This window comes from Neisseria sp. P0018.S001 (assembly GCF_051957355.1).
GTDB classification, from domain to species: Bacteria; Pseudomonadota; Gammaproteobacteria; order Burkholderiales; family Neisseriaceae; genus Neisseria; species Neisseria subflava_A.
Genome location: NZ_JBQCWN010000014.1, coordinates 1 through 17,119, shown reverse-complemented (window position 1 = coordinate 17,119; position 17,119 = coordinate 1). Strand labels below are relative to the sequence as shown.

The window sequence follows — 17,119 nt, the reverse complement described above, 5'->3', positions numbered from 1 at the left end:
CGGCAGGCAGTTTTATTGTTTGAATGCTGTTTAAATGTATAAGGTAGGATTTTTACACCTTAACGGTTTTTTTTCAAGCATTTCATTTTAAATGAAAAAATGATAATTGGGATTTTATTGTTTTAAGGCCGTCTGAAAGCTTTGGAATATGACCTGTCCGTCGGTTCGCTTCTTTCAGACGGCCTTTAAATTGAGGTCAGTCGTGTTGATCCAAATGGTAGATCTGCGCCACGGCATCGATTAATTCGCTGTTGTCCGAGCCCGCTTTATTGAGCGTGCGTGTCGGAGAGTGGAGCAGTTTGTTGGTCAACTGGATGGAGAGGCGTTCGAGGACATCCTCGGCGGATACGCCTTTTGCCAGTTGCTTCATGGCATTTTCCAATACTTGGCGGCGTGCACGTTCACCTTCGTCGCGCAAAGCGCGGATAAGCGGAACGCTTTGGCGGTTTTTCTGTAGGCGGATAAATTCGCTGACTTTTTCTTCCACCATGCTTTCAGCCGCCGCCGCTGCTTTTTTGCGTGCATCTTTACCGCTTTGGACAATGTCCATCATGTCGTCTACGGTATAGAGATATGCGTCTTCCAATTCGCCGACTTCGGCTTCGATATCGCGCGGAACAGCCAAATCCAGCAGGAAAACAGGCATGTTGTGGCGTTTTTTCAATGCGCGTTCGACCATGCCTTTGCCGACGAGGGGCAGTTGGCTGGCGGTGGAAGAAACAACCACGTCATAATCGTGCAAAATATCGGGCAATTCATTCAGCAGACAGGCTTCGGCGTTGACACCGAGTTTGTCGCACAATTCCTGCGCGCGCTGGTGTGTACGGTTGGCAACGGTAATGAGCTTGGGATTTTTGGCAGCAAAATAAGTGGCCACCAGTTCAATCATTTCGCCTGCGCCGATAAAGAGGACATTCAGATCGGAAATGGAAGGGAAAATTTGCTCTGCCATTTTGACCGATGCAGAAGCCATGGATACGGAGTTTTCGCCGACGGCAGTGTCGGTACGCACTTCTTTGGCAACGGCAAAGGTTTTTTGAAACAGGGCGTTTAAGTGGGTATTGATGCTTTCCTGTTCTTGAGCAACGCGGACGGCATCTTTGATTTGACCGAGAATTTGCGGTTCTCCCAAGACCATGGAATCTAAACCACAGGCGACGCGGAAGGCGTGGCGGACGGTTTCATTGTTATCCAAGGTATAGAGGTAAGGGCGGATTTCTTCGGCAGACAGGTCGTGATATTGCGCCAACCAGTCGATGATTTTTTCGGTTTCACCGACGCAGTAAAGCTCGGTACGGTTGCAGGTAGAAAGAATGACTGCTTCTTCCGCCGCCTCACTGCGCGCGAGGTTGGACACGGCATCCGGCAGATTTGCAGCTGCAAATGCCAGTTTTTCGCGTATGCTCAAGGGCGCGGTTTGGTGATTGAGTCCGACGACGGTAAGTTGCATGGTTATGGTATGACTGGGTAGTGTGTGTGGTGGGTATTATAGCTTAAGTGGGCTTTAAAATGAATGTGTTGGGGGAGAAGATACAATGAGGTTTGTCATCGAAAAGGCCGTCTGAAAAGATTCAGACGGCCTTTTATCAAGAAAGGCTTAAACGGCTTCAGCTTCTTCTGCCAAGAAACCGCGCAATTTTTGCATGGCTTTGGCTTCGATTTGGCGGATGCGTTCGGCAGATACGCCGTATTCGGCAGCCAATTCGTGCAGGGTCAAACCGCCATCGTCTTGCAACCAGCGGCTTTCAACGATGCGGCGGCTGCGGTCGTCCAGTTGCGCCAAGGCATTTTGCAGACCTTCGGTTTGCAGGGCGTAGTGGGCTTGTTTGGACAACTGACGGCTAGGCTCTGCATCGTGGTCGGCCAACCAGTCGATAGGGGCAAAGTTGTCCTCGTCATCGTTGTTTTCTGCCATGATGCCGATATCGTGACCGGTCATGCGTTGCTCCATTTCCAAGACTTCGGACAATTTGACGCCCAAATCGTCGGCGATTTCTTGCGCTTCTTTTGGAGACAAGGCATTCAGGTTTTTACGCATGCTGCGCAGATTGAAGAACAGTTTGCGTTGCGGTTTGGTGGTGGCAACGCGGACCAAACGCCAGTTGCGCAAAATGAATTCGTGGATTTCGGCTTTAATCCAATGCACGGCAAACGAAAACAGGCGCGCGCCGCGGCTCGGTTCGTAGCGTTTGACGGCTTTCATCAGGCCGATATTGCCTTCTTGAATCAGGTCGGCTTGGTTGAGGCCGTAGCCATCGTAGCCGCGTGCGATGGATACGACGACGCGAAGATGAGACAGAATAAGCTGTTTGGCGGCGTTGAGATCGCCTTTTTGCTGACGTTCGGCCAGTTGTGTTTCTTCTTCGGCAGTCAGCATGGGAATGCTGTTGACAGTATGAATGTATTGCTCGAGGCTACCGTTGCCGCTGTGGATAACGGGTAATGCAAAAGCTTTATTCATAAAGGATGCTCTCCTTGATTGGGCCGTCTGAAAACGGCTTTTTGTTTATTGTGTGACAAGCAGTATAACACTGCCTGTGGTTTGTTTTGTTATGGGTTGGATTTTTTCTGTAAATTAACGATAGATTCAATAGTTTTTACTGTTTAAATCGCAAGGGTTGATTGTCTTAGAAAATTTGAGTGATTTACTTGGTTTTGATTAAGTATATTACAAACATTTCTGTATGTAAATAGTTTTAGTGATAAAAAAGACCTTGTATAACAAGGTCTTAAAAATTTTTTATTCTGATTTCTTCCGGCCAATCAGGATAAGGAATACGCCGATAACGGCCAAAATGCTGATAAGCCATGTTGAGCCGCCTGCTTTCATATAAGGCGTTTCACCGATGTAGCCTTTGACGTGGCCTTCGAGGACGGTTTCTGTATCCGGTTGGGCTTCGGCAACAATCGTGCCTTTAGGGGAAATAATGGCGGTCGCGCCGGTATTGGTGGCGCGAACCATGTAGCGGCCCAGTTCCATTGCACGCGCTTGGGATTGTTGAAGCTGCTGATACATGGCATTCGATTTGCCGTACCACGCCATATTGCTGATGTTGGCAAGCAGTGTGGAGCGTTTCGCCGTTGCGATGAGTTCGTCGCCGAAACCGTCTTCATAGCAGATATTGAAGGCGACTTTTTGATCTTTCATCACCAAAGGCGCTTGGTTGTCGCCGCCTTTTTGAAAGTCGGCCAAAGGCATATCCATCATTTTATAGAGACGCTCGGTAATGGCGGGCAAGGGTTTGTATTCGCCAAATGGAACGAGGTGGTTCTTGGCGTAGTAGGGGATGACATTAGAAGTGCTGTTGTGATATTCGCTCAAATTGATGACTGCATTTTCATAGCCGTTGCCGTCGGGCGTATATTGGCTGATACCGATGGCCAACGCGCTGCCGTTGCTTTGCGCCTGTTCGGCGAATTGTTCCAAGATGCCTTCGGGCAGGTCTTGGCGCATCAGCGGCAGGGCGGTTTCAGGCAGGATGACGATGTCGGCACTGGTTTTGCTGATTTGTTCGTAGTATTTCTGAATGGTCGGAATGATTTGTTCTTCTTTCCATTTCAGATTTTGCTCGATATTGCCTTGAATCAGGGCAACCGTGCTGGTGCTGCCGTCAGGGCGGGTGTATTCGGTTTGTTGGGAAATGTAGCCGACGGAGCAGAGTGCAACGATAAGGAATAAGGGCAGCAGGCGGTGTTTCAGACGGCCATAATTGTCAATCAGCAACACCAGCCATGCGCTGAGGAAAGCGGTTGCCAGCGTGACCATATGAATGCCGCCCAAAGGCGCGAAGCCTGCCAACGGGCTGTCTTTGATGATTTGGGAATAGCCGATGGCACCCCAGCCGAATCCGGTCAGGAAACGTTCGCGGGCAAATTCTGCCAGCGTCCACAAAATCGGCAGCAGGAGGCCGGTTTTGGCCCAGCGTGACAGGTTGCATTTTCTCCACACCCAAAAACAGATGGCCGGATAAAGCGCAAGAAATGCCGGCAGCAGGAAGGTGAGGGGGATGGCGTATGAATCCGGCAAACCCGAAACGTCATGCAAGGCAGTGTGTATCCAATAAAACTGCGCCGTATAACCGATTAATCCGAACAGATAGGCAGTCATGACGGCAAAGCGTGGACGCAATTCAATCAGGCGTATCAGCGCTCCAAACAACAGCGGCATCAGCCAGAAATGATAATACGGGGCGAAAGTGAACGGTGTCGCAGCGGCAATCAAGATAACCAGCGGCCAGTACAGCAGCGGATGTTGCCAATATTGTTCGAGTTTACGGAAAATATTCATGCTTTAAATGGTATTGAGGCCGTCTGAAAAGTTTTCAGACGGCAGGGAAACAAAATCAGTCTTTTTGAAACAATTTCATTGCAGGCAGGACGATTGCGCAAGCCAAGGCACCGGCGGCTACTCCGACCACCAAGTTGGCGATATGTTCCATCATGCCGCTGCCCCAATGTTGCGCGTGGAGGAAATCGTGCAAAAAGCCAAGGTTGTGGGCGATCAGTCCGCCGCCGACCAAGAACATCGCCAGCGTGCCGACAATGCTCAAGCCGCGCATAAACCAAGGCATAAATGAAATCAAACCGCGTCCGATACCTTGCACGGCGGCGCTTTTTTGGCGCATCAACATCATGCCGAGGTCGTCAAGTTTGACGATAATGCCGACCAAACCATAGACCAATGCCGTCATGCCGACACCGATGGCGGCCATAACCAAAGAACGCGTCATCAGGTCATATTTTTCAACAACGCCCAGCGCGATAATAATAATTTCGGCGGAGAGGATGAAATCTGTGCGGACCGCGCCTTTCACTTTTGTTTTTTCGTCTGTGACTTCAGGCTCGGTATCGTGTCCGTCTTCGTGTTCATTGCGGTGCAGAAATTTGTGCAACAGTTTTTCCACGCCTTCAAAACACAAATACACACCGCCGATCATCAGCAAGGGCGTAATCAGCGCAGGTAGGAAAGCGGAAAGCAACAGCGCAAGCGGCACCAGAATCAGCTTGTTGACCAGAGAGCCTTTTGCCACCGCCCAAATAATCGGCAATTCGCGCTCGGCGGATACGCCGGTTACCTGATTGGCGTTGAGCGCCAAATCGTCACCAACCACGCCGGCGGTTTTTTTGGCGGCGACTTTGGTCATCATCGCTACATCGTCCAAAACGGCGGTGATGTCGTCCAAAAGCGTAAAGAGAGAGGCGAAGGCCATAATGTTGTCCGGATAAAATCAAATAAACGCGCGATTATATATGAAAATTCAGTTGCTTGAATGGTTTCAGACGGCCTTTGACGGAAATTAACCAAAGGCCGTCTGAAAATGCTATTTCGGTGTATAACGTCCCGCCATGGCTTTGTACACCATATTTTCGTATTTTAAAGCTTCATAGCGTTGGTTCAGCAGGTTTTGAGCCGAGCTGTATTCCGTATTCAAAGCTTCCAGCCAGTCTTTCAGCTCGTTTTTACCATGCTGGTAGCGTACTTGATAGTAATGGCTGTTTTTCTTGTCCAACTGATAACGTTGTTCCTGATTGGCAAGGCTGGCCTGCGCGTTTTTGTAGGCAAGGTAGTTGGTGTTGACCTCGTTAAGTGCGGTGGTCAGGGCTTTTTCAAAATTCAGCTTGGCACTGTCCATCTCTGCCTGTACGGTTTTGTCTTTCCATTTCATGGTCTGCCAATTAAGGAAAGGCAGATTAATGGTGGCCGAGCCGCCTAACATGGGGATATTGAACGTGCTTTTCGCTTTATCGGAAGAGGTACTCAGACTTGCACCCAAAGTAATCGACGGATACCAACTGCGTTTTTGCGCGTTGACCGATTGTTGCGACGCTTGCAGGCGGTATTCGGCGGCGCGCAGGTCGGGGCGGTTGGCCAAAACGGTAATCGGTACGTCCAAGTTCACGCCTTTGACCGGCAACAGGCGGAATTGTGCCGGATCGGCGGCCATGTTTTCAGACGGCCTTAAATTCAACAAATTACGCAAAACCTGTTTTTGCGTATCCAAATTGTTTTGTAAAGACAACAGGCTGTTTTCTGCGCTCAGCAATGACTGTTTGGCTTGGGTTGGCTGGCTTGAGTCGGCACGACCGTAGCGGAACTTGGCATTCGCAATGCGGTTGATTTCCTGATATTGCTTCAGCGATTTTTGCGCCAACTCGATGGCTTCGTTCAGGTAGGCGATATTGAAATACGCATCGGCGACATTATTAATCAAAGTCAGGCGTGTGTTGGCCATGTCTTCATGCGTGGCTTGGTATTCCCATACCTGCGCATCGGCAGTGGCACTGAGTTTGCGCCACAGATCCAATTCGTAGCTCAAACCAAGCTGGCTGCTGAAGGTATTGCCGTGGCTGCCGGTTTTCAGGTTTTTAGAAGCGTTTGCGCCCAATGAGCCGCTGAACGAAGGCACCAAATCCGCGCCCAAAATATTGGCTTGATACAAAGCTTTGTTGACGCTGATGGCCGCCTGTTTCAAATCGACATTGTTGGCCAACGCTTGCTCCATCAGCGCATTAAGCTGCTGGCTTTGGTAAATTTCCCACCAGTTGCCGTTTACATCGTAGCGTTCGGCAGTTTCGGCTGCGCTCATGACTTGGCCGGTTGCTTCCAGCGTCAGGTTCGGATTGGCTTTAGGTGCGGCGCACGCACTTAGGGCAAGGGCAACAGCCAATGATAAGGCTGCTTGGGAAAAAGGTTTCGTCTTCATAAAAAATCTTTCGGGTAACAGCATTTCAGACGGCCTTAAGATAATAGGTCGTCTGAAACATAATCAATCCTGAGCCAGCGCATCAATCGGGTTGAGCTTGGAAGCCTTGTTGGCAGGCATAAAGCCGAATGCGACGCCGATGGCGGTGGAGCAGACAACTGCGCCGATGACGGAAGTCATGGAAATGCTCATCGGGAAGTCGGTGACAAAGTAGTTGAACACCAGGCTGATGCTTGCAGACAACAATACGCCTGATAGGCCGCCGATGATACAAATTAAGACGGCCTCAATCAGAAACTGTTGCAAAATATTGTTGCGGCGTGCGCCGATTGCCATGCGGACGCCGATTTCTTTGGTGCGCTCGGTAACGGAGACCAGCATGATGTTCATCACGCCGATACCGCCGACCACCAAAGAGATGACCGCGATGGAAGAAATCAGCAGCGTCATGGTGCCGGTTGTGCTTTCAACCATTTCTTTGATGCTGTCGCTGTTGTTCATAAAGAAGTCTTCTGTACCGTGGCGTGCTTTCAGCAGCTCGGTCAGGCTTTTTTCGGCAACTTGCGTGTTGGCATCGTCTTTGATTTTGACAACGATGGAGTTGGTATAGCTCTCGCCGGTAATTTGGTGCATGACCGTTGTATACGGCGACCAAAGCATCAGCGAGTCGGAATTGCCGAACGAGTTGTCATCCTTTTTCATAATGCCGATGACGGTCAACGGGCGTTTTTTGAAAAGGATGGTTTTGCCTAAAGGATTGACGCCTTCTCCGAAGAGTTTGGTTTTGGTGTTTTGGTCGATAACGACGACTTGGGCATCGGTTTTTACATCGTCATCATCAAACAGACGGCCTTCTTCCAATTTCAAACCGCGCACGTCGAAATATTGTTCGCCTACGCCGTAAAGCGAGGCGGTCAGGTCGGTGTTGCGGTAGGTCAAGGTGCCGCCGGAGTTGGTTTGAGGGGTGGCAGAGGCGACGTAGCTTTGTTGGCTGATGGCTTTTGCGTCATTAATTGTCAGTGTCTTGATTCGTCCGCTGCGGCGGTCGCCAAAACCACGGCCGGGGAAGATGCTGATGGTGTTTGTGCCCATCGAGTTGATGTCTTCCAGGATTTTTTGTTGCGAGCCATTACCTAAGGCTACTACCGATACTACCGAAGCAATACCGATAATAATCCCCAGCATGGTCAGCAGCGAACGCATTTTGTGCGCCATAATCGCCTGTACCGACATTTTAAATGCTTCCATAAATTGATCGTAATAAAACGACCAGGAAGCTTTTTCTTTAATCCTCTCCACTTTGCTTGGCGGGATATCGGGATTTTTAGACGTATCCGAAATAATCTGACCGTCGCGGATTTCGATGACGCGGTTTGCGTTTGCCGCAATGCCCGGATCGTGGGTGACCATAATCACGGTATGCCCGTCTTCGTGCAGCTTATGGATGATTTCCATCACGTTTTTACCGCTGGCGGTATCCAATGCGCCGGTCGGCTCGTCGGCAAAGATGATTTCACCGCCATTCATCAACGCGCGGGCAATCGAAACGCGTTGTTGCTGACCGCCGGAAAGTTCGCTGGGTTTGTTGCCTTCTTTATTTTGCAAACCCAAATCGCCCAACAGTTTTTCCGCACGTTCCGCACGCTCTTTACTGTCCATGCCCATATACACGGCAGGCAGGGCGACGTTGTCTCGGGCGGTCAGCGAGCTTAACAGGTTGTAACGCTGGAAAATAAAGCCGAAACGCTCACGGCGCAAAGCCGCCAGCTCATCCGGCTGCATTTGCGATGTTTCGATGCCGTCGATTTGATAAGAGCCGGAAGTGGCGGTATCCAGACAGCCCAAGATATTCATCAGCGTAGATTTGCCTGAACCGGACTGGCCGATAATCGCCACAAAGTCGCCTTTCTCAATAGAAAGGCTGACATCTTTCAATACGTGCACACGGTTTTCACCGTTACCGAAAAAACGGTTGATATTCTTACATTCGATTAAACTCATAATCTTTCCGGGCGAAAAATAGAAATACAGGAACTAAGGCCGTCTGAAACACAGCCAAACCTTTCAGACGGCCTTAATCAATCAGCGAGGAGGGCCGCCACCCATCATCGCGCGTTCGCTGCTCTTATTCTTTTCATCTGCGCTCATTTCAGAAACGATCACTTTTTCGCCTTCTTTCAAGCCGCTTTTGATTTCGGTATTCATACTGTCTTTCAAACCGACGGTTACTTCGCGTTCTACCGCTTTATTGTCTGCGCCCAAAATGCTGACATAGGATTTGCCGTTATGTTTTTTCACGGTCAGCGTCGGTACCAGTAAAACATTCTTCACGCCGTTGATTTCGATCGTGTTTTGAGTGGTCATACCGATAGAAAGTTTGCCTTCGGGATTCGGTACAAGTGCGCGGGCATAGTAGTAAATCGCATTGGAAGTCGTGTCCGTGCTGCTGGTGTAGTTGCCCAAAGACATGGTGGTCAGGCCGGGGTCGACACTGTCTAATTTCGCTTTAATCGGGGTGTCCGGCTCGGACAAAATGGTGAATGAAATATCCTGACCGGCTTTGACTTTCGTGATGTCGCCCTCTGCAATCTGCATTTTGTTTAACATGGTTTCCAGATTTGCCAGCTGGATAATGGTCGGCGTAGATTGCGCCGCATTGACGGATTGGCCTTCTTCAACAGGAATGGCGACCACGGTGCCGTCCATGGTGGCGGTAATCCGCGTGTGGCCCAGTTCGGATTCGGCTGTATTAATTGAGATTTTTGATTGTTTGATGGAGGCCTTCAGTTCGGCAACATTGGCTTTGGCTGCGGCTAAAGAGTCTTGTGCAGATTCCAAGTCTTCCTTGGAAGTTGCCTGTTCTTTCCATAAGGCAAGTTCGCGTTTATATTTTTTCTCCGCACTGGAAAGCGCGATTTCGGCAGAAACCAATTTTGCCTGATAGGTTTCCAGTTTGGATTTTTCGGTATTTAAGGTATTGATCTGATTGGTTGAGTTGATTTCCGCAATCAGATCGCCTTTTTTCACTTGTTGGCCCAGTTTCACATACAGTTTTTTAATCTGACCTGAAGCTTCCGCGCCTACGGATACCAAATTGGAAGGTGAGATTTCGCCGGTTGCCGACACGGTTTGACGGATATCGCCGCGTTTGACCACTTCTGTAATAAAAGAAGACTGAGGCTCAGGCTTCATCAAAGACCAGCCGCCGAAAGCCGCTGCTACTACAACAGCCGTACCGGCCGCCCACTTGAAAACTTTAGACATATAAAAGGAACCAATTCAATAAAATAACGTTGCAGACAAGCAATAAATGTATTGATAGAAACAAAAAAACAACTGGATTTTACTGTAAAGACCAAGGCCGACCAAGAGACGGTCGGCTTAAATTGAAGTTTAACTTATTGAAATAAAAAATAAAGGGCAGTAAACATTTTTCAGAACTTGCACCTCATTTACATAAATTCCCAAACTCCCTCCGAATCTGAACATTTAAGCCGCAAGAAAACGACTATAATATTCATGTCTTATTCTAATTATTTACGACATAAATACAATGAAACATCAACAAGGCTTCACGCTTATCGAGCTGCTGATAGTCGTTTTGATTGCAGCCATTCTTGCTACCATCGCATATCCGTCTTATCAAAACTACATCCGCCAAACGCGTCTCGCATCCGTCCGCACACAGATGCTGCATAATGCCCAACAACTTGAACGCTACTATACTCAAAAAAGTACATTTGTAGGGTTTCCTGATGGAAATTTGCAGCAGAATCAATATTTCGATATTAGTTTTTCCAAAGATACGGCTTCTGCGCCTAATCCTTCCGAAAATGCGGCTTCTATGCCTAATCCTTCCGATTCAGGTTATATTTTGAAGGCAGAACCCAACCAAGAAACTAACGCAAATGAAACCTGTACCGTTTATTACAACGACAGCGGTATTACCTGGGCAAAAAACAGCAATAAACAAAACTGTCCCGGCTATGAAACGCTCACAGATGAGAAATAAACAAAGGCCGTCTGAATTTCAGACGGCCTTTTTGATGGTTTGGCTGTATAAGCACATTAGCTTATACAGGGCAAAGATTGGTAATCCTGACCCAATGTGAAGTCAATCTTAGCCTTTGCGGCGCGGTTCGTCAGGGCGGATGCGGGAAGCCAGCTGGTCGAGGATGCCGTTGACGAATTTATGGCCGTCGGTGCCGCCGAAAGTTTTGGTAACTTCGATGGCTTCGTTGATGATGACAGGATAGGGGGTTTCAGGCATGGTGCTCAGCTCATGGCAAGCAACCAGCAAAACAGCGCGTTCGATAGGGCTGAGGTCTTTCTCGTCGCGGTCAAGCAGGGGGCTGATTTTTTCCATGTATTCTTCGGCATGGGTTTGTGCGCCGAAAAACAGTTTGTTGAACAGCTCTTCATCCATATTGGGCGCTTGGGACAGTTCGCGGATGTTTTTGGCGATTTCGGGAGCGGCTGTTTTGTTGATGCCTGCTTGATAAATGGCTTGTACGGCAAGCTCGCGTGCGCGGCGGCGTGGGCTTTTCATGGGTATTCCTTGTGAAGAGGGTGCCGATGGTTGTCGGCTGAATATTGAATGATTCAGACGGCCTCAATGTCATGATTGAGAGGCCGTCTGAAAATATGCGGTATTCAATACGGGGAGAAGCTTATTCTTCGTCGTCTTCGTATTGTTCTGACAAAAGATGGTTGACCAAGTTGGCACATTCTACGGCAACTTTGGCGGCATCGGAGGCTTTTTCTTCGATACGTGCGACGGCCTGTTCGTCGTTTTCAGTTGTCAGGATGGCGTTGGCAATCGGGATGTTGTAATCAAGAGCAACGCGGCTGACGCCTGCGCCGGATTCATTGGATACCAATTCAAAGTGGTAGGTTTCGCCGCGAATGACAACGCCGATGGCAATCAGGGCATCGAATTGTTCGGATGAAGCGAGGTTCATCAGCGCGATAGGTACTTCAAGCGCGCCAGGAACGGTGGCAAGTGTGATGTTGTCTTCGGCTACGCCCAATTCTTTTAAGGTGCGGCAACAAACTTTGACCATTTCGCTGCCGATTTCGTTGGTGAAGCGGGCCTGAACGATGCCGATGCGCAAGTTGGTACCGTCGAGGCGGGGTTCGATAATGTTCATGATGATTCCTTCAATATTGGTGAAATAGGGATTCGGCTCGGTTTCAGACGGCCTTGTTATAGGGAAGGCCGTCTGAAACGAAATGAGGATGGATTATTCTTGCGGCTGCCAATCGGCAACGGCTTGGAACTCGCCGTCTTCGTTCAATTCCCACGCGCTGCCTTCTGCCTGAGTCAGCAGGGGCGCGATGTCGGGATTGTCTGCGGTAATGGCGGAGAGGCTGACAATGCTGAAATTGTCGGGATTGTCGGTGTATTCGTCGGTTTCGTCGCCGCTGAAAATACGCCAGCCACTGTCGTTTTCAAATACGGGGGCTTCGCGGTAGAGGAAGCCGACAGGCTCGCCTTGTTCGGCGACGGTGTTGGTGACGATGCAGCGGTCGAGCGCTGCGGCCAATGCTTGGGCAAATTTGTTCATGGAGTTGACAAAGAGATGATTTGGCATGATTTTACACGATTCGCCGCTTTTCCGCACGGATGTGTGCAGGGGCGGTTTGATGGTACAATGTCGGTAAGTGCCGTCAGGTTTGAACATGACGGCTTTTGATTGTTTATCGGCTTGAGGGACGCAAGAAACAATGAGCCAAAATAAAAAAGTTGCCGGTGTAGCCTTTTTATTTTGTTTCACTGCGGATGAGGCGTATTTTCGGGCTGTTTTTTGAAAGTATGGAATGAAACCTGATTTGCTCAAACAGCAGGCGCATCGAGCGATTCAAAAGCGTCTGGGCTATGAGTTCCGCAATATGGAGCTGCTTCAGCAGGCTTTGACCCACCGCAGCTACAATGCCAAACACAATGAGCGTTTTGAATTTGTCGGCGATTCGATTTTGAACTATTCCGTGGCGAGGATGTTGTTTGACGCGTTTCCGAAATTGTCGGAAGGCGAGTTGTCGCGGATGCGAGCGGCTTTGGTGAATGAAGGTGTATTGGCTGAAATCGCGTTGGAAATGAATGTCGGCGACGGTTTGTATTTGGGTGCCGGCGAGTTGAAGAGCGGCGGTTTCAGACGGCCTTCGATTTTGGCAGACGCGATGGAGGCGATGTTTGCGGCGGTCAGTTTTGATGCTGATTTTTCTGCGGCGGAAAAAGTGGTTCGCCATTTGTTTGCGGAACGCGTGAAACGTGCGGATTTGAATATCGGCAAGAAAGACAGTAAAACTGCTTTGCAGGAAGCCTTGCAGGCACGCCGCTTTGCTCTGCCGAAATACCGAATCGAAGAGCAGGCGGAGCAGACGGCTGATGCGATGTTTGTGATTTCCTGCGATTTGGGCGAACTCGGTTTCATCTGCAATGCACGCGGCAGCAGTCGGAAAGTGGCCGAGCAAAAAGCGGCATGTGAAGCCTTAGAATGGTTGGAACAGAAGTTTCCTTTGAAAAAATCTAAAAAATAATATTTCAGACGGCCTTTGAGAAAATGCAAAGGCCGTCTGAAACAATCAAGAAAGTCATATATAAATGGATATCGAAACCTTTTTGCAAAATGAGTCGCAACACCCGACCGATTATCGTTGCGGCTTTGTGGCCATCGTGGGTCGTCCGAATGTCGGTAAATCCACGCTGATGAACCATTTAATCGGTCAGAAAATCAGTATTACCAGTAAAAAAGCACAAACCACGCGCAACCGTGTAACCGGTATTTACACCGACGACACGGCGCAATTTGTGTTTGTCGATACGCCGGGTTTTCAAACCAATCACCGCAATGCCTTGAATGACCGTCTTAATCAAAACGTAACCGAAGCGCTGAGCGGCGTGGATGTGGTGGTTTTTGTGGTGGAAGCCATGCGCTTTACCGATGCCGATCGCGTGGTGCTGAAGCAGTTACCTAAGCATACGCCTGTGGTATTGGTGGTCAATAAAATTGATAAAGACAAAGCCAAAGACAAATTTGCACTTGAGGCGTTTATCAATGAAGTACGCCAAGAGTTTGAGTTTGCCGCCAGCGAGGCAGTCAGCGCAAAACATGGCCTGCGTATTGCCAATCTGTTGGAACTGCTCAAGCCTTATCTGCCGGAAAGTATCCCGATGTATCCGGAAGATATGGTGACGGATAAATCCAGCCGATTCCTGGCGATGGAAATTGTGCGCGAAAAATTGTTCCGCTATTTGGGCGAAGAGTTGCCGTATGCGATGAATGTTGAAGTGGAGCAGTTTGAGGAAGAGGAAAGCGGACTGTTCCGCATTTATATCGCGGTGTTGGTCGATAAAGACAGCCAAAAGGCGATTTTGATTGGCAAGGGTGGGGAGAAATTGAAGAAAATTTCTACTGAAGCACGCCTTGATATGGAAAAATTGTTTGATACCAAAGTCTTTTTGAAGATTTGGGTGAAAGTAAAATCCGGTTGGGCAGACGATATTCGTTTTCTGCGTGAATTGGGTTTGTAATGTAATGTGTTTGAACAAAGGCCGTCTGAAAAATTTTCAGACGGCCTTTTGTTTTGTTTGATTAAGCCAATAATTCAGCCAGGCGTTTGACGATTTCATCTGCTGCTTGGCGTTTGGATGTTTCTGGAAATGAGGTTTCGGCAAGGTCATCAATAATGGTGATTTGATTGGTTGGCTTACCCATGGAAACGGAAACTTGGTTGGCCACCAGCATCGGTACGTTTTTGCGCAAACGTTTTGCCCGTGCAAATTCCAAAACCTGATGGCTTTCTGCAGCAAAGCCGACGCAGAATGGTGGAGAAGGCAAGGCTGCAACGGATGCGAGAATATCCGGATTTTCCGTCAGTTCGATAACCGGGGGCTGATTGCCGTTTTTCTTCAGTTTCTCGTTGCTGCTGTTTTTGACTTTATAGTCTGCAACGGCTGCGACGGAAATAAAGACATCTTGTTTCGGAATATGGCGATGAACCGCCTGATACATGGCTTCTGCGCTGACAGCCTGTTCAGAATGAGTTAAGCCTGCGGGCAAGGCCGTCTGAATTTGACCGTAAATCAGCGTGACCTCCGCTCCGGCAGCACGGCAGGCACGCGCTAAAGCCATACCCATTTGTCCGCTGGAAATATTGGTAATGCCGCGAACAGGATCGATGGCTTCAAACGTTGCGCCGGCTGTAATCAGAACTTTTTTACCGCTCAGTAGCTTGGGTATCCATAAATCCTCTAGCAAATCTGCCAGATCGACCGCTTCGACCATTCTGCCTGTACCTGTTTCGCCGCAAGCCTGTTCGCCATTGTTTGGGTAAAACACGGTAATGCCGTCTGAAACCAGTTGCTCAATATTGCGCAGGTTGGAAGGGTTATTCCACATTTCGACATTCATTGCAGGCGCAACGGCCAAAGGACATTTTCTGGCTGCGGCCAAAGTAGTCAGCAGGTTGTCGGCCAATCCGTTGGCAATTTTGGCAATCGTATTGGCAGTTGCAGGTGCAATAAGAAATGCATCGGCTTCGCGCGTCAGATTGATGTGCGCCATGCCATTATTGGAAGCGCCTGAATAGGTATCCGATAAAACAGGATTGCCGGTTAAAGCTTGGAAAGTCAGCGGGGAGACAAATTCTGTCGCAGAATCTGTCATCACCACTGATACAGAATATCCTTGCTTTTTCAGCAGTCTGACCAGTTCGCAAGATTTATACGCCGCAATACCGCCGGTAATGCCGAGGAGAATGTGTTTGCTCATAAATAACGGGTTCATGAAATGAGATATAGGAATCAAATCAAATTAGATTTGTTCGATGTTGATTCTGGCCAGTTTTGCTTTAATCGCATTACCATATCTCTTTGGTAAGAATGCTGAAACCGCTCCATTTTTCACTTCAGTCACATAACTGCAGACTTTAAATTCAGGAACAACATTGAGCGAGTAGTCCGGATTGACTAAAGGTGAAGCACTGGAGTACAGCGTCCATCTTGCCAGACTGCCGTCTTCATAATCAGTCGTTGCATTAAAGCTGGTAACCCCTTCGCTGAAAGCGATTTGATAATTAGAGTAGAACTCGCCGGGAATTTCGTGTGCATTACAGAAATCAAATAATCTGTCATGTGCAAACAGATTCTGACGGATATAGGCCCACAATTCTTTTTCTAGAAAATCTTGGTCGGCAAAATGTCTGGAAGGATAGCCCTCGTCGACAAAGTTTTGAATCCTTTCCTGCATATCTGGGACTGCGCCCGCTTTAGCGCCCCACATACCCGCAAGAATTAGGGCAGTATGCGAGCCTGAGTCGCGAATAGTGTGGAATAGTGTGCCACTTTTTATCCATTCGGATACGGCCGCTGCATCACGATAACAAATAATAGAATCTGCATCACGGAAAATAACGTATTCAACCTCGGGATCATTAATGGCAAGAAAGCGCCACATCGTACCCGGCCAGTTGTCCAACGGTGCGCCAACTTTAATCACTTCTGCTCCGTTATTTATAAATCGTTGAATAGCTTCAGCCGATACAGAATCGTCGACATAAAAACGACATGTCCAACCGGGGAAAAGTACAGGAGCAAGCTGGGTATTTAAGACGGCAGGCTCAATATATTTGGAATTATTGCCAAATAAAGAAAAGGAGATAATCCGTTTGCCGTTTTTTGGAGCTGGTGTCGGAATGATTTCATGTTCTAGGTCTGGGATGGCTTTATCTTTTAGAACCAAAGCTTGATGACCGTAAAACCCGGTTTTTTCCCAATTATCTAGAGCGCCGTAAGCATGGGCAAGTAAATCCAAAGCAGGAATATAGGTGCTATCCAGCTCTAGCGTTTTCATTTCAGCCTCAATGGCTTTTTCCCATTTCAATTGCTTCAGATAGGCATAAGCAACTTTATGATGAAATTCGACAGATTGGGGATTGAGAAGGCAAAGAATCTCGGCACGTTTTAGCGCTTCCTCGTAATTTTCCTCTTCGATAAAAGAGTGATATGCTTGTTCAAATTTTTGTTGAATCTTTTCGTTACTCATAATAGGGACTATTCTAAATTTATGATTGTTTTATTGGAGAAAGTAGAGATTGTAAGAGTAGATAGGGCTAAAGCGCCAGTAATATAGAGATAAGAATGCTGAATGTGGCAAATTAAGAGCAAAGCCGCAGGACTATTTATCTTAGGATATCTGTTTTATCTATCGAACGATAAAATCCAATAAATTTTAAATCATTTAAATACAGATAGTTGTGAAAAATTTTTAATTTTTTTTGAAATTGGGTGTTGACTGGTTTCGTTGTGAGGCGTATAGTTCGGTTCTTCGCTGCTGACGCGGTGAAGAAAACGAAGCAGACAGTATAACACAGTTAGTTAAAATTTTCGATAATTTTAGTTGACATTTGCTAAA

At 48.2% G+C, this 17,119-nt stretch carries 15 protein-coding genes; 3 read left to right on the top strand and 12 right to left on the bottom strand.

What is annotated here, in order from left to right; genetic code table 11:
• Positions 1-196 precede the first annotated feature (196 nt).
• The 7 genes from hemA to ACTHTJ_RS09220 form a co-directional block, all read right to left on the bottom strand.
• Positions 197-1,450, bottom strand: coding sequence for a glutamyl-tRNA reductase (gene hemA, locus ACTHTJ_RS09250; protein WP_003679373.1), 1,254 nt, complete (start codon positions 1,448-1,450; stop codon positions 197-199).
• A 147-nt stretch (positions 1,451-1,597) separates the two neighbouring features.
• Positions 1,598-2,461 carry an RNA polymerase sigma factor RpoH gene (gene rpoH / locus ACTHTJ_RS09245; protein ID WP_004519690.1) on the bottom strand — a complete coding sequence of 288 codons (864 nt, stop codon included), beginning with the start codon at positions 2,459-2,461 and terminating at the stop codon, positions 1,598-1,600.
• A gap of 279 nt (positions 2,462-2,740) precedes the next feature.
• Complete coding sequence (lnt, locus tag ACTHTJ_RS09240) at positions 2,741-4,288, bottom strand: apolipoprotein N-acyltransferase (protein WP_070583466.1); 1,548 nt, start codon at positions 4,286-4,288, stop codon at positions 2,741-2,743.
• Between the two features lie 55 nt (positions 4,289-4,343).
• The gene (locus tag ACTHTJ_RS09235; RefSeq protein ID WP_070583468.1) at positions 4,344-5,210 is read right to left on the bottom strand and encodes a DUF808 domain-containing protein; all 867 of its coding nucleotides are present in this window, start codon (positions 5,208-5,210) and stop codon (positions 4,344-4,346) included.
• A gap of 111 nt (positions 5,211-5,321) precedes the next feature.
• Positions 5,322-6,704, bottom strand: a complete 1,383-nt coding sequence (locus ACTHTJ_RS09230) for a TolC family protein (RefSeq protein WP_070583482.1) — start codon at positions 6,702-6,704, stop codon at positions 5,322-5,324.
• 63 nt (positions 6,705-6,767) lie between these two features.
• Positions 6,768-8,705 (bottom strand): MacB family efflux pump subunit, encoded by a 1,938-nt coding sequence (locus ACTHTJ_RS09225; protein WP_070583470.1) that lies wholly within the window; start codon positions 8,703-8,705, stop codon positions 6,768-6,770.
• A gap of 81 nt (positions 8,706-8,786) precedes the next feature.
• Entirely contained in the window at positions 8,787-9,968 is a 1,182-nt protein-coding gene (locus tag ACTHTJ_RS09220; RefSeq protein WP_070583472.1) for an efflux RND transporter periplasmic adaptor subunit, read from the bottom strand.
• A 289-nt stretch (positions 9,969-10,257) separates the two neighbouring features.
• Between ACTHTJ_RS09220 and ACTHTJ_RS09215 the strand changes: the two genes are divergently transcribed.
• The gene (locus ACTHTJ_RS09215) at positions 10,258-10,716 is read left to right on the top strand and encodes a type IV pilin protein (protein WP_070583474.1); all 459 of its coding nucleotides are present in this window, start codon (positions 10,258-10,260) and stop codon (positions 10,714-10,716) included.
• A gap of 108 nt (positions 10,717-10,824) precedes the next feature.
• On the opposite strand, the gene nusB is transcribed toward ACTHTJ_RS09215, so the two are convergent.
• The 3 genes from nusB to ACTHTJ_RS09200 form a co-directional block, all read right to left on the bottom strand.
• Positions 10,825-11,253, bottom strand: a complete 429-nt coding sequence (nusB, locus tag ACTHTJ_RS09210; RefSeq protein ID WP_004519698.1) for a transcription antitermination factor NusB — start codon at positions 11,251-11,253, stop codon at positions 10,825-10,827.
• A 121-nt stretch (positions 11,254-11,374) separates the two neighbouring features.
• Complete coding sequence (gene ribH, locus ACTHTJ_RS09205; RefSeq protein WP_003748562.1) at positions 11,375-11,854, bottom strand: 6,7-dimethyl-8-ribityllumazine synthase; 480 nt, start codon at positions 11,852-11,854, stop codon at positions 11,375-11,377.
• Positions 11,855-11,947: 93 nt separating this feature from the next.
• Positions 11,948-12,271 carry a DUF2185 domain-containing protein gene (locus ACTHTJ_RS09200; RefSeq protein ID WP_003748560.1) on the bottom strand — a complete coding sequence of 108 codons (324 nt, stop codon included), beginning with the start codon at positions 12,269-12,271 and terminating at the stop codon, positions 11,948-11,950.
• A 253-nt stretch (positions 12,272-12,524) separates the two neighbouring features.
• Here ACTHTJ_RS09200 and rnc point away from each other — a divergent pair, with 253 nt between their 5' ends.
• Together rnc and era are read left to right on the top strand one after the other, a co-directional pair.
• The gene (gene rnc, locus ACTHTJ_RS09195; RefSeq protein ID WP_003748556.1) at positions 12,525-13,244 is read left to right on the top strand and encodes a ribonuclease III; all 720 of its coding nucleotides are present in this window, start codon (positions 12,525-12,527) and stop codon (positions 13,242-13,244) included.
• A gap of 64 nt (positions 13,245-13,308) precedes the next feature.
• A complete protein-coding gene (era, locus tag ACTHTJ_RS09190; protein ID WP_036493257.1) occupies positions 13,309-14,238 on the top strand; it encodes a GTPase Era in 930 nt (309 codons plus the stop codon).
• Positions 14,239-14,299: 61 nt separating this feature from the next.
• Here the strand turns inward: era and coaBC are convergent, their stop codons facing one another.
• Both coaBC and ACTHTJ_RS09180 read right to left on the bottom strand, forming a co-directional pair.
• Positions 14,300-15,478, bottom strand: a complete 1,179-nt coding sequence (coaBC, locus tag ACTHTJ_RS09185; RefSeq protein ID WP_070583476.1) for a bifunctional phosphopantothenoylcysteine decarboxylase/phosphopantothenate--cysteine ligase CoaBC — start codon at positions 15,476-15,478, stop codon at positions 14,300-14,302.
• 42 nt (positions 15,479-15,520) lie between these two features.
• Positions 15,521-16,750: a tetratricopeptide repeat protein gene (locus ACTHTJ_RS09180; protein ID WP_070583478.1), complete on the bottom strand. Its 1,230-nt coding sequence runs from the start codon at positions 16,748-16,750 to the stop codon at positions 15,521-15,523.
• Positions 16,751-17,119: the final 369 nt, after the last annotated feature.

Bases quoted from the DNA above. Each gene is read 5' to 3' on its own strand.
- coaBC (WP_070583476.1), bottom strand. From the start codon at position 15,478: ATGAGCAAACACATTCTCCTCGGCATTACCGGCGGTATTGCGGCGTAT.
- rpoH (WP_004519690.1), bottom strand. From the start codon at position 2,461: ATGAATAAAGCTTTTGCATTACCCGTTATCCACAGCGGCAACGGTAGC.
- ACTHTJ_RS09200 (WP_003748560.1), bottom strand. From the start codon at position 12,271: ATGAACAAATTTGCCCAAGCATTGGCCGCAGCGCTCGACCGCTGCATC.
- ACTHTJ_RS09230 (WP_070583482.1), bottom strand. From the start codon at position 6,704: ATGAAGACGAAACCTTTTTCCCAAGCAGCCTTATCATTGGCTGTTGCC.
- ribH (WP_003748562.1), bottom strand. From the start codon at position 11,854: ATGAACATTATCGAACCCCGCCTCGACGGTACCAACTTGCGCATCGGC.
- ACTHTJ_RS09180 (WP_070583478.1), bottom strand. From the start codon at position 16,750: ATGAGTAACGAAAAGATTCAACAAAAATTTGAACAAGCATATCACTCT.
- ACTHTJ_RS09215 (WP_070583474.1), top strand. From the start codon at position 10,258: ATGAAACATCAACAAGGCTTCACGCTTATCGAGCTGCTGATAGTCGTT.
- lnt (WP_070583466.1), bottom strand. From the start codon at position 4,288: ATGAATATTTTCCGTAAACTCGAACAATATTGGCAACATCCGCTGCTG.
- rnc (WP_003748556.1), top strand. From the start codon at position 12,525: ATGAAACCTGATTTGCTCAAACAGCAGGCGCATCGAGCGATTCAAAAG.
- hemA (WP_003679373.1), bottom strand. From the start codon at position 1,450: ATGCAACTTACCGTCGTCGGACTCAATCACCAAACCGCGCCCTTGAGC.
- ACTHTJ_RS09235 (WP_070583468.1), bottom strand. From the start codon at position 5,210: ATGGCCTTCGCCTCTCTCTTTACGCTTTTGGACGACATCACCGCCGTT.
- ACTHTJ_RS09220 (WP_070583472.1), bottom strand. From the start codon at position 9,968: ATGTCTAAAGTTTTCAAGTGGGCGGCCGGTACGGCTGTTGTAGTAGCA.
- nusB (WP_004519698.1), bottom strand. From the start codon at position 11,253: ATGAAAAGCCCACGCCGCCGCGCACGCGAGCTTGCCGTACAAGCCATT.
- ACTHTJ_RS09225 (WP_070583470.1), bottom strand. From the start codon at position 8,705: ATGAGTTTAATCGAATGTAAGAATATCAACCGTTTTTTCGGTAACGGT.
- era (WP_036493257.1), top strand. From the start codon at position 13,309: ATGGATATCGAAACCTTTTTGCAAAATGAGTCGCAACACCCGACCGAT.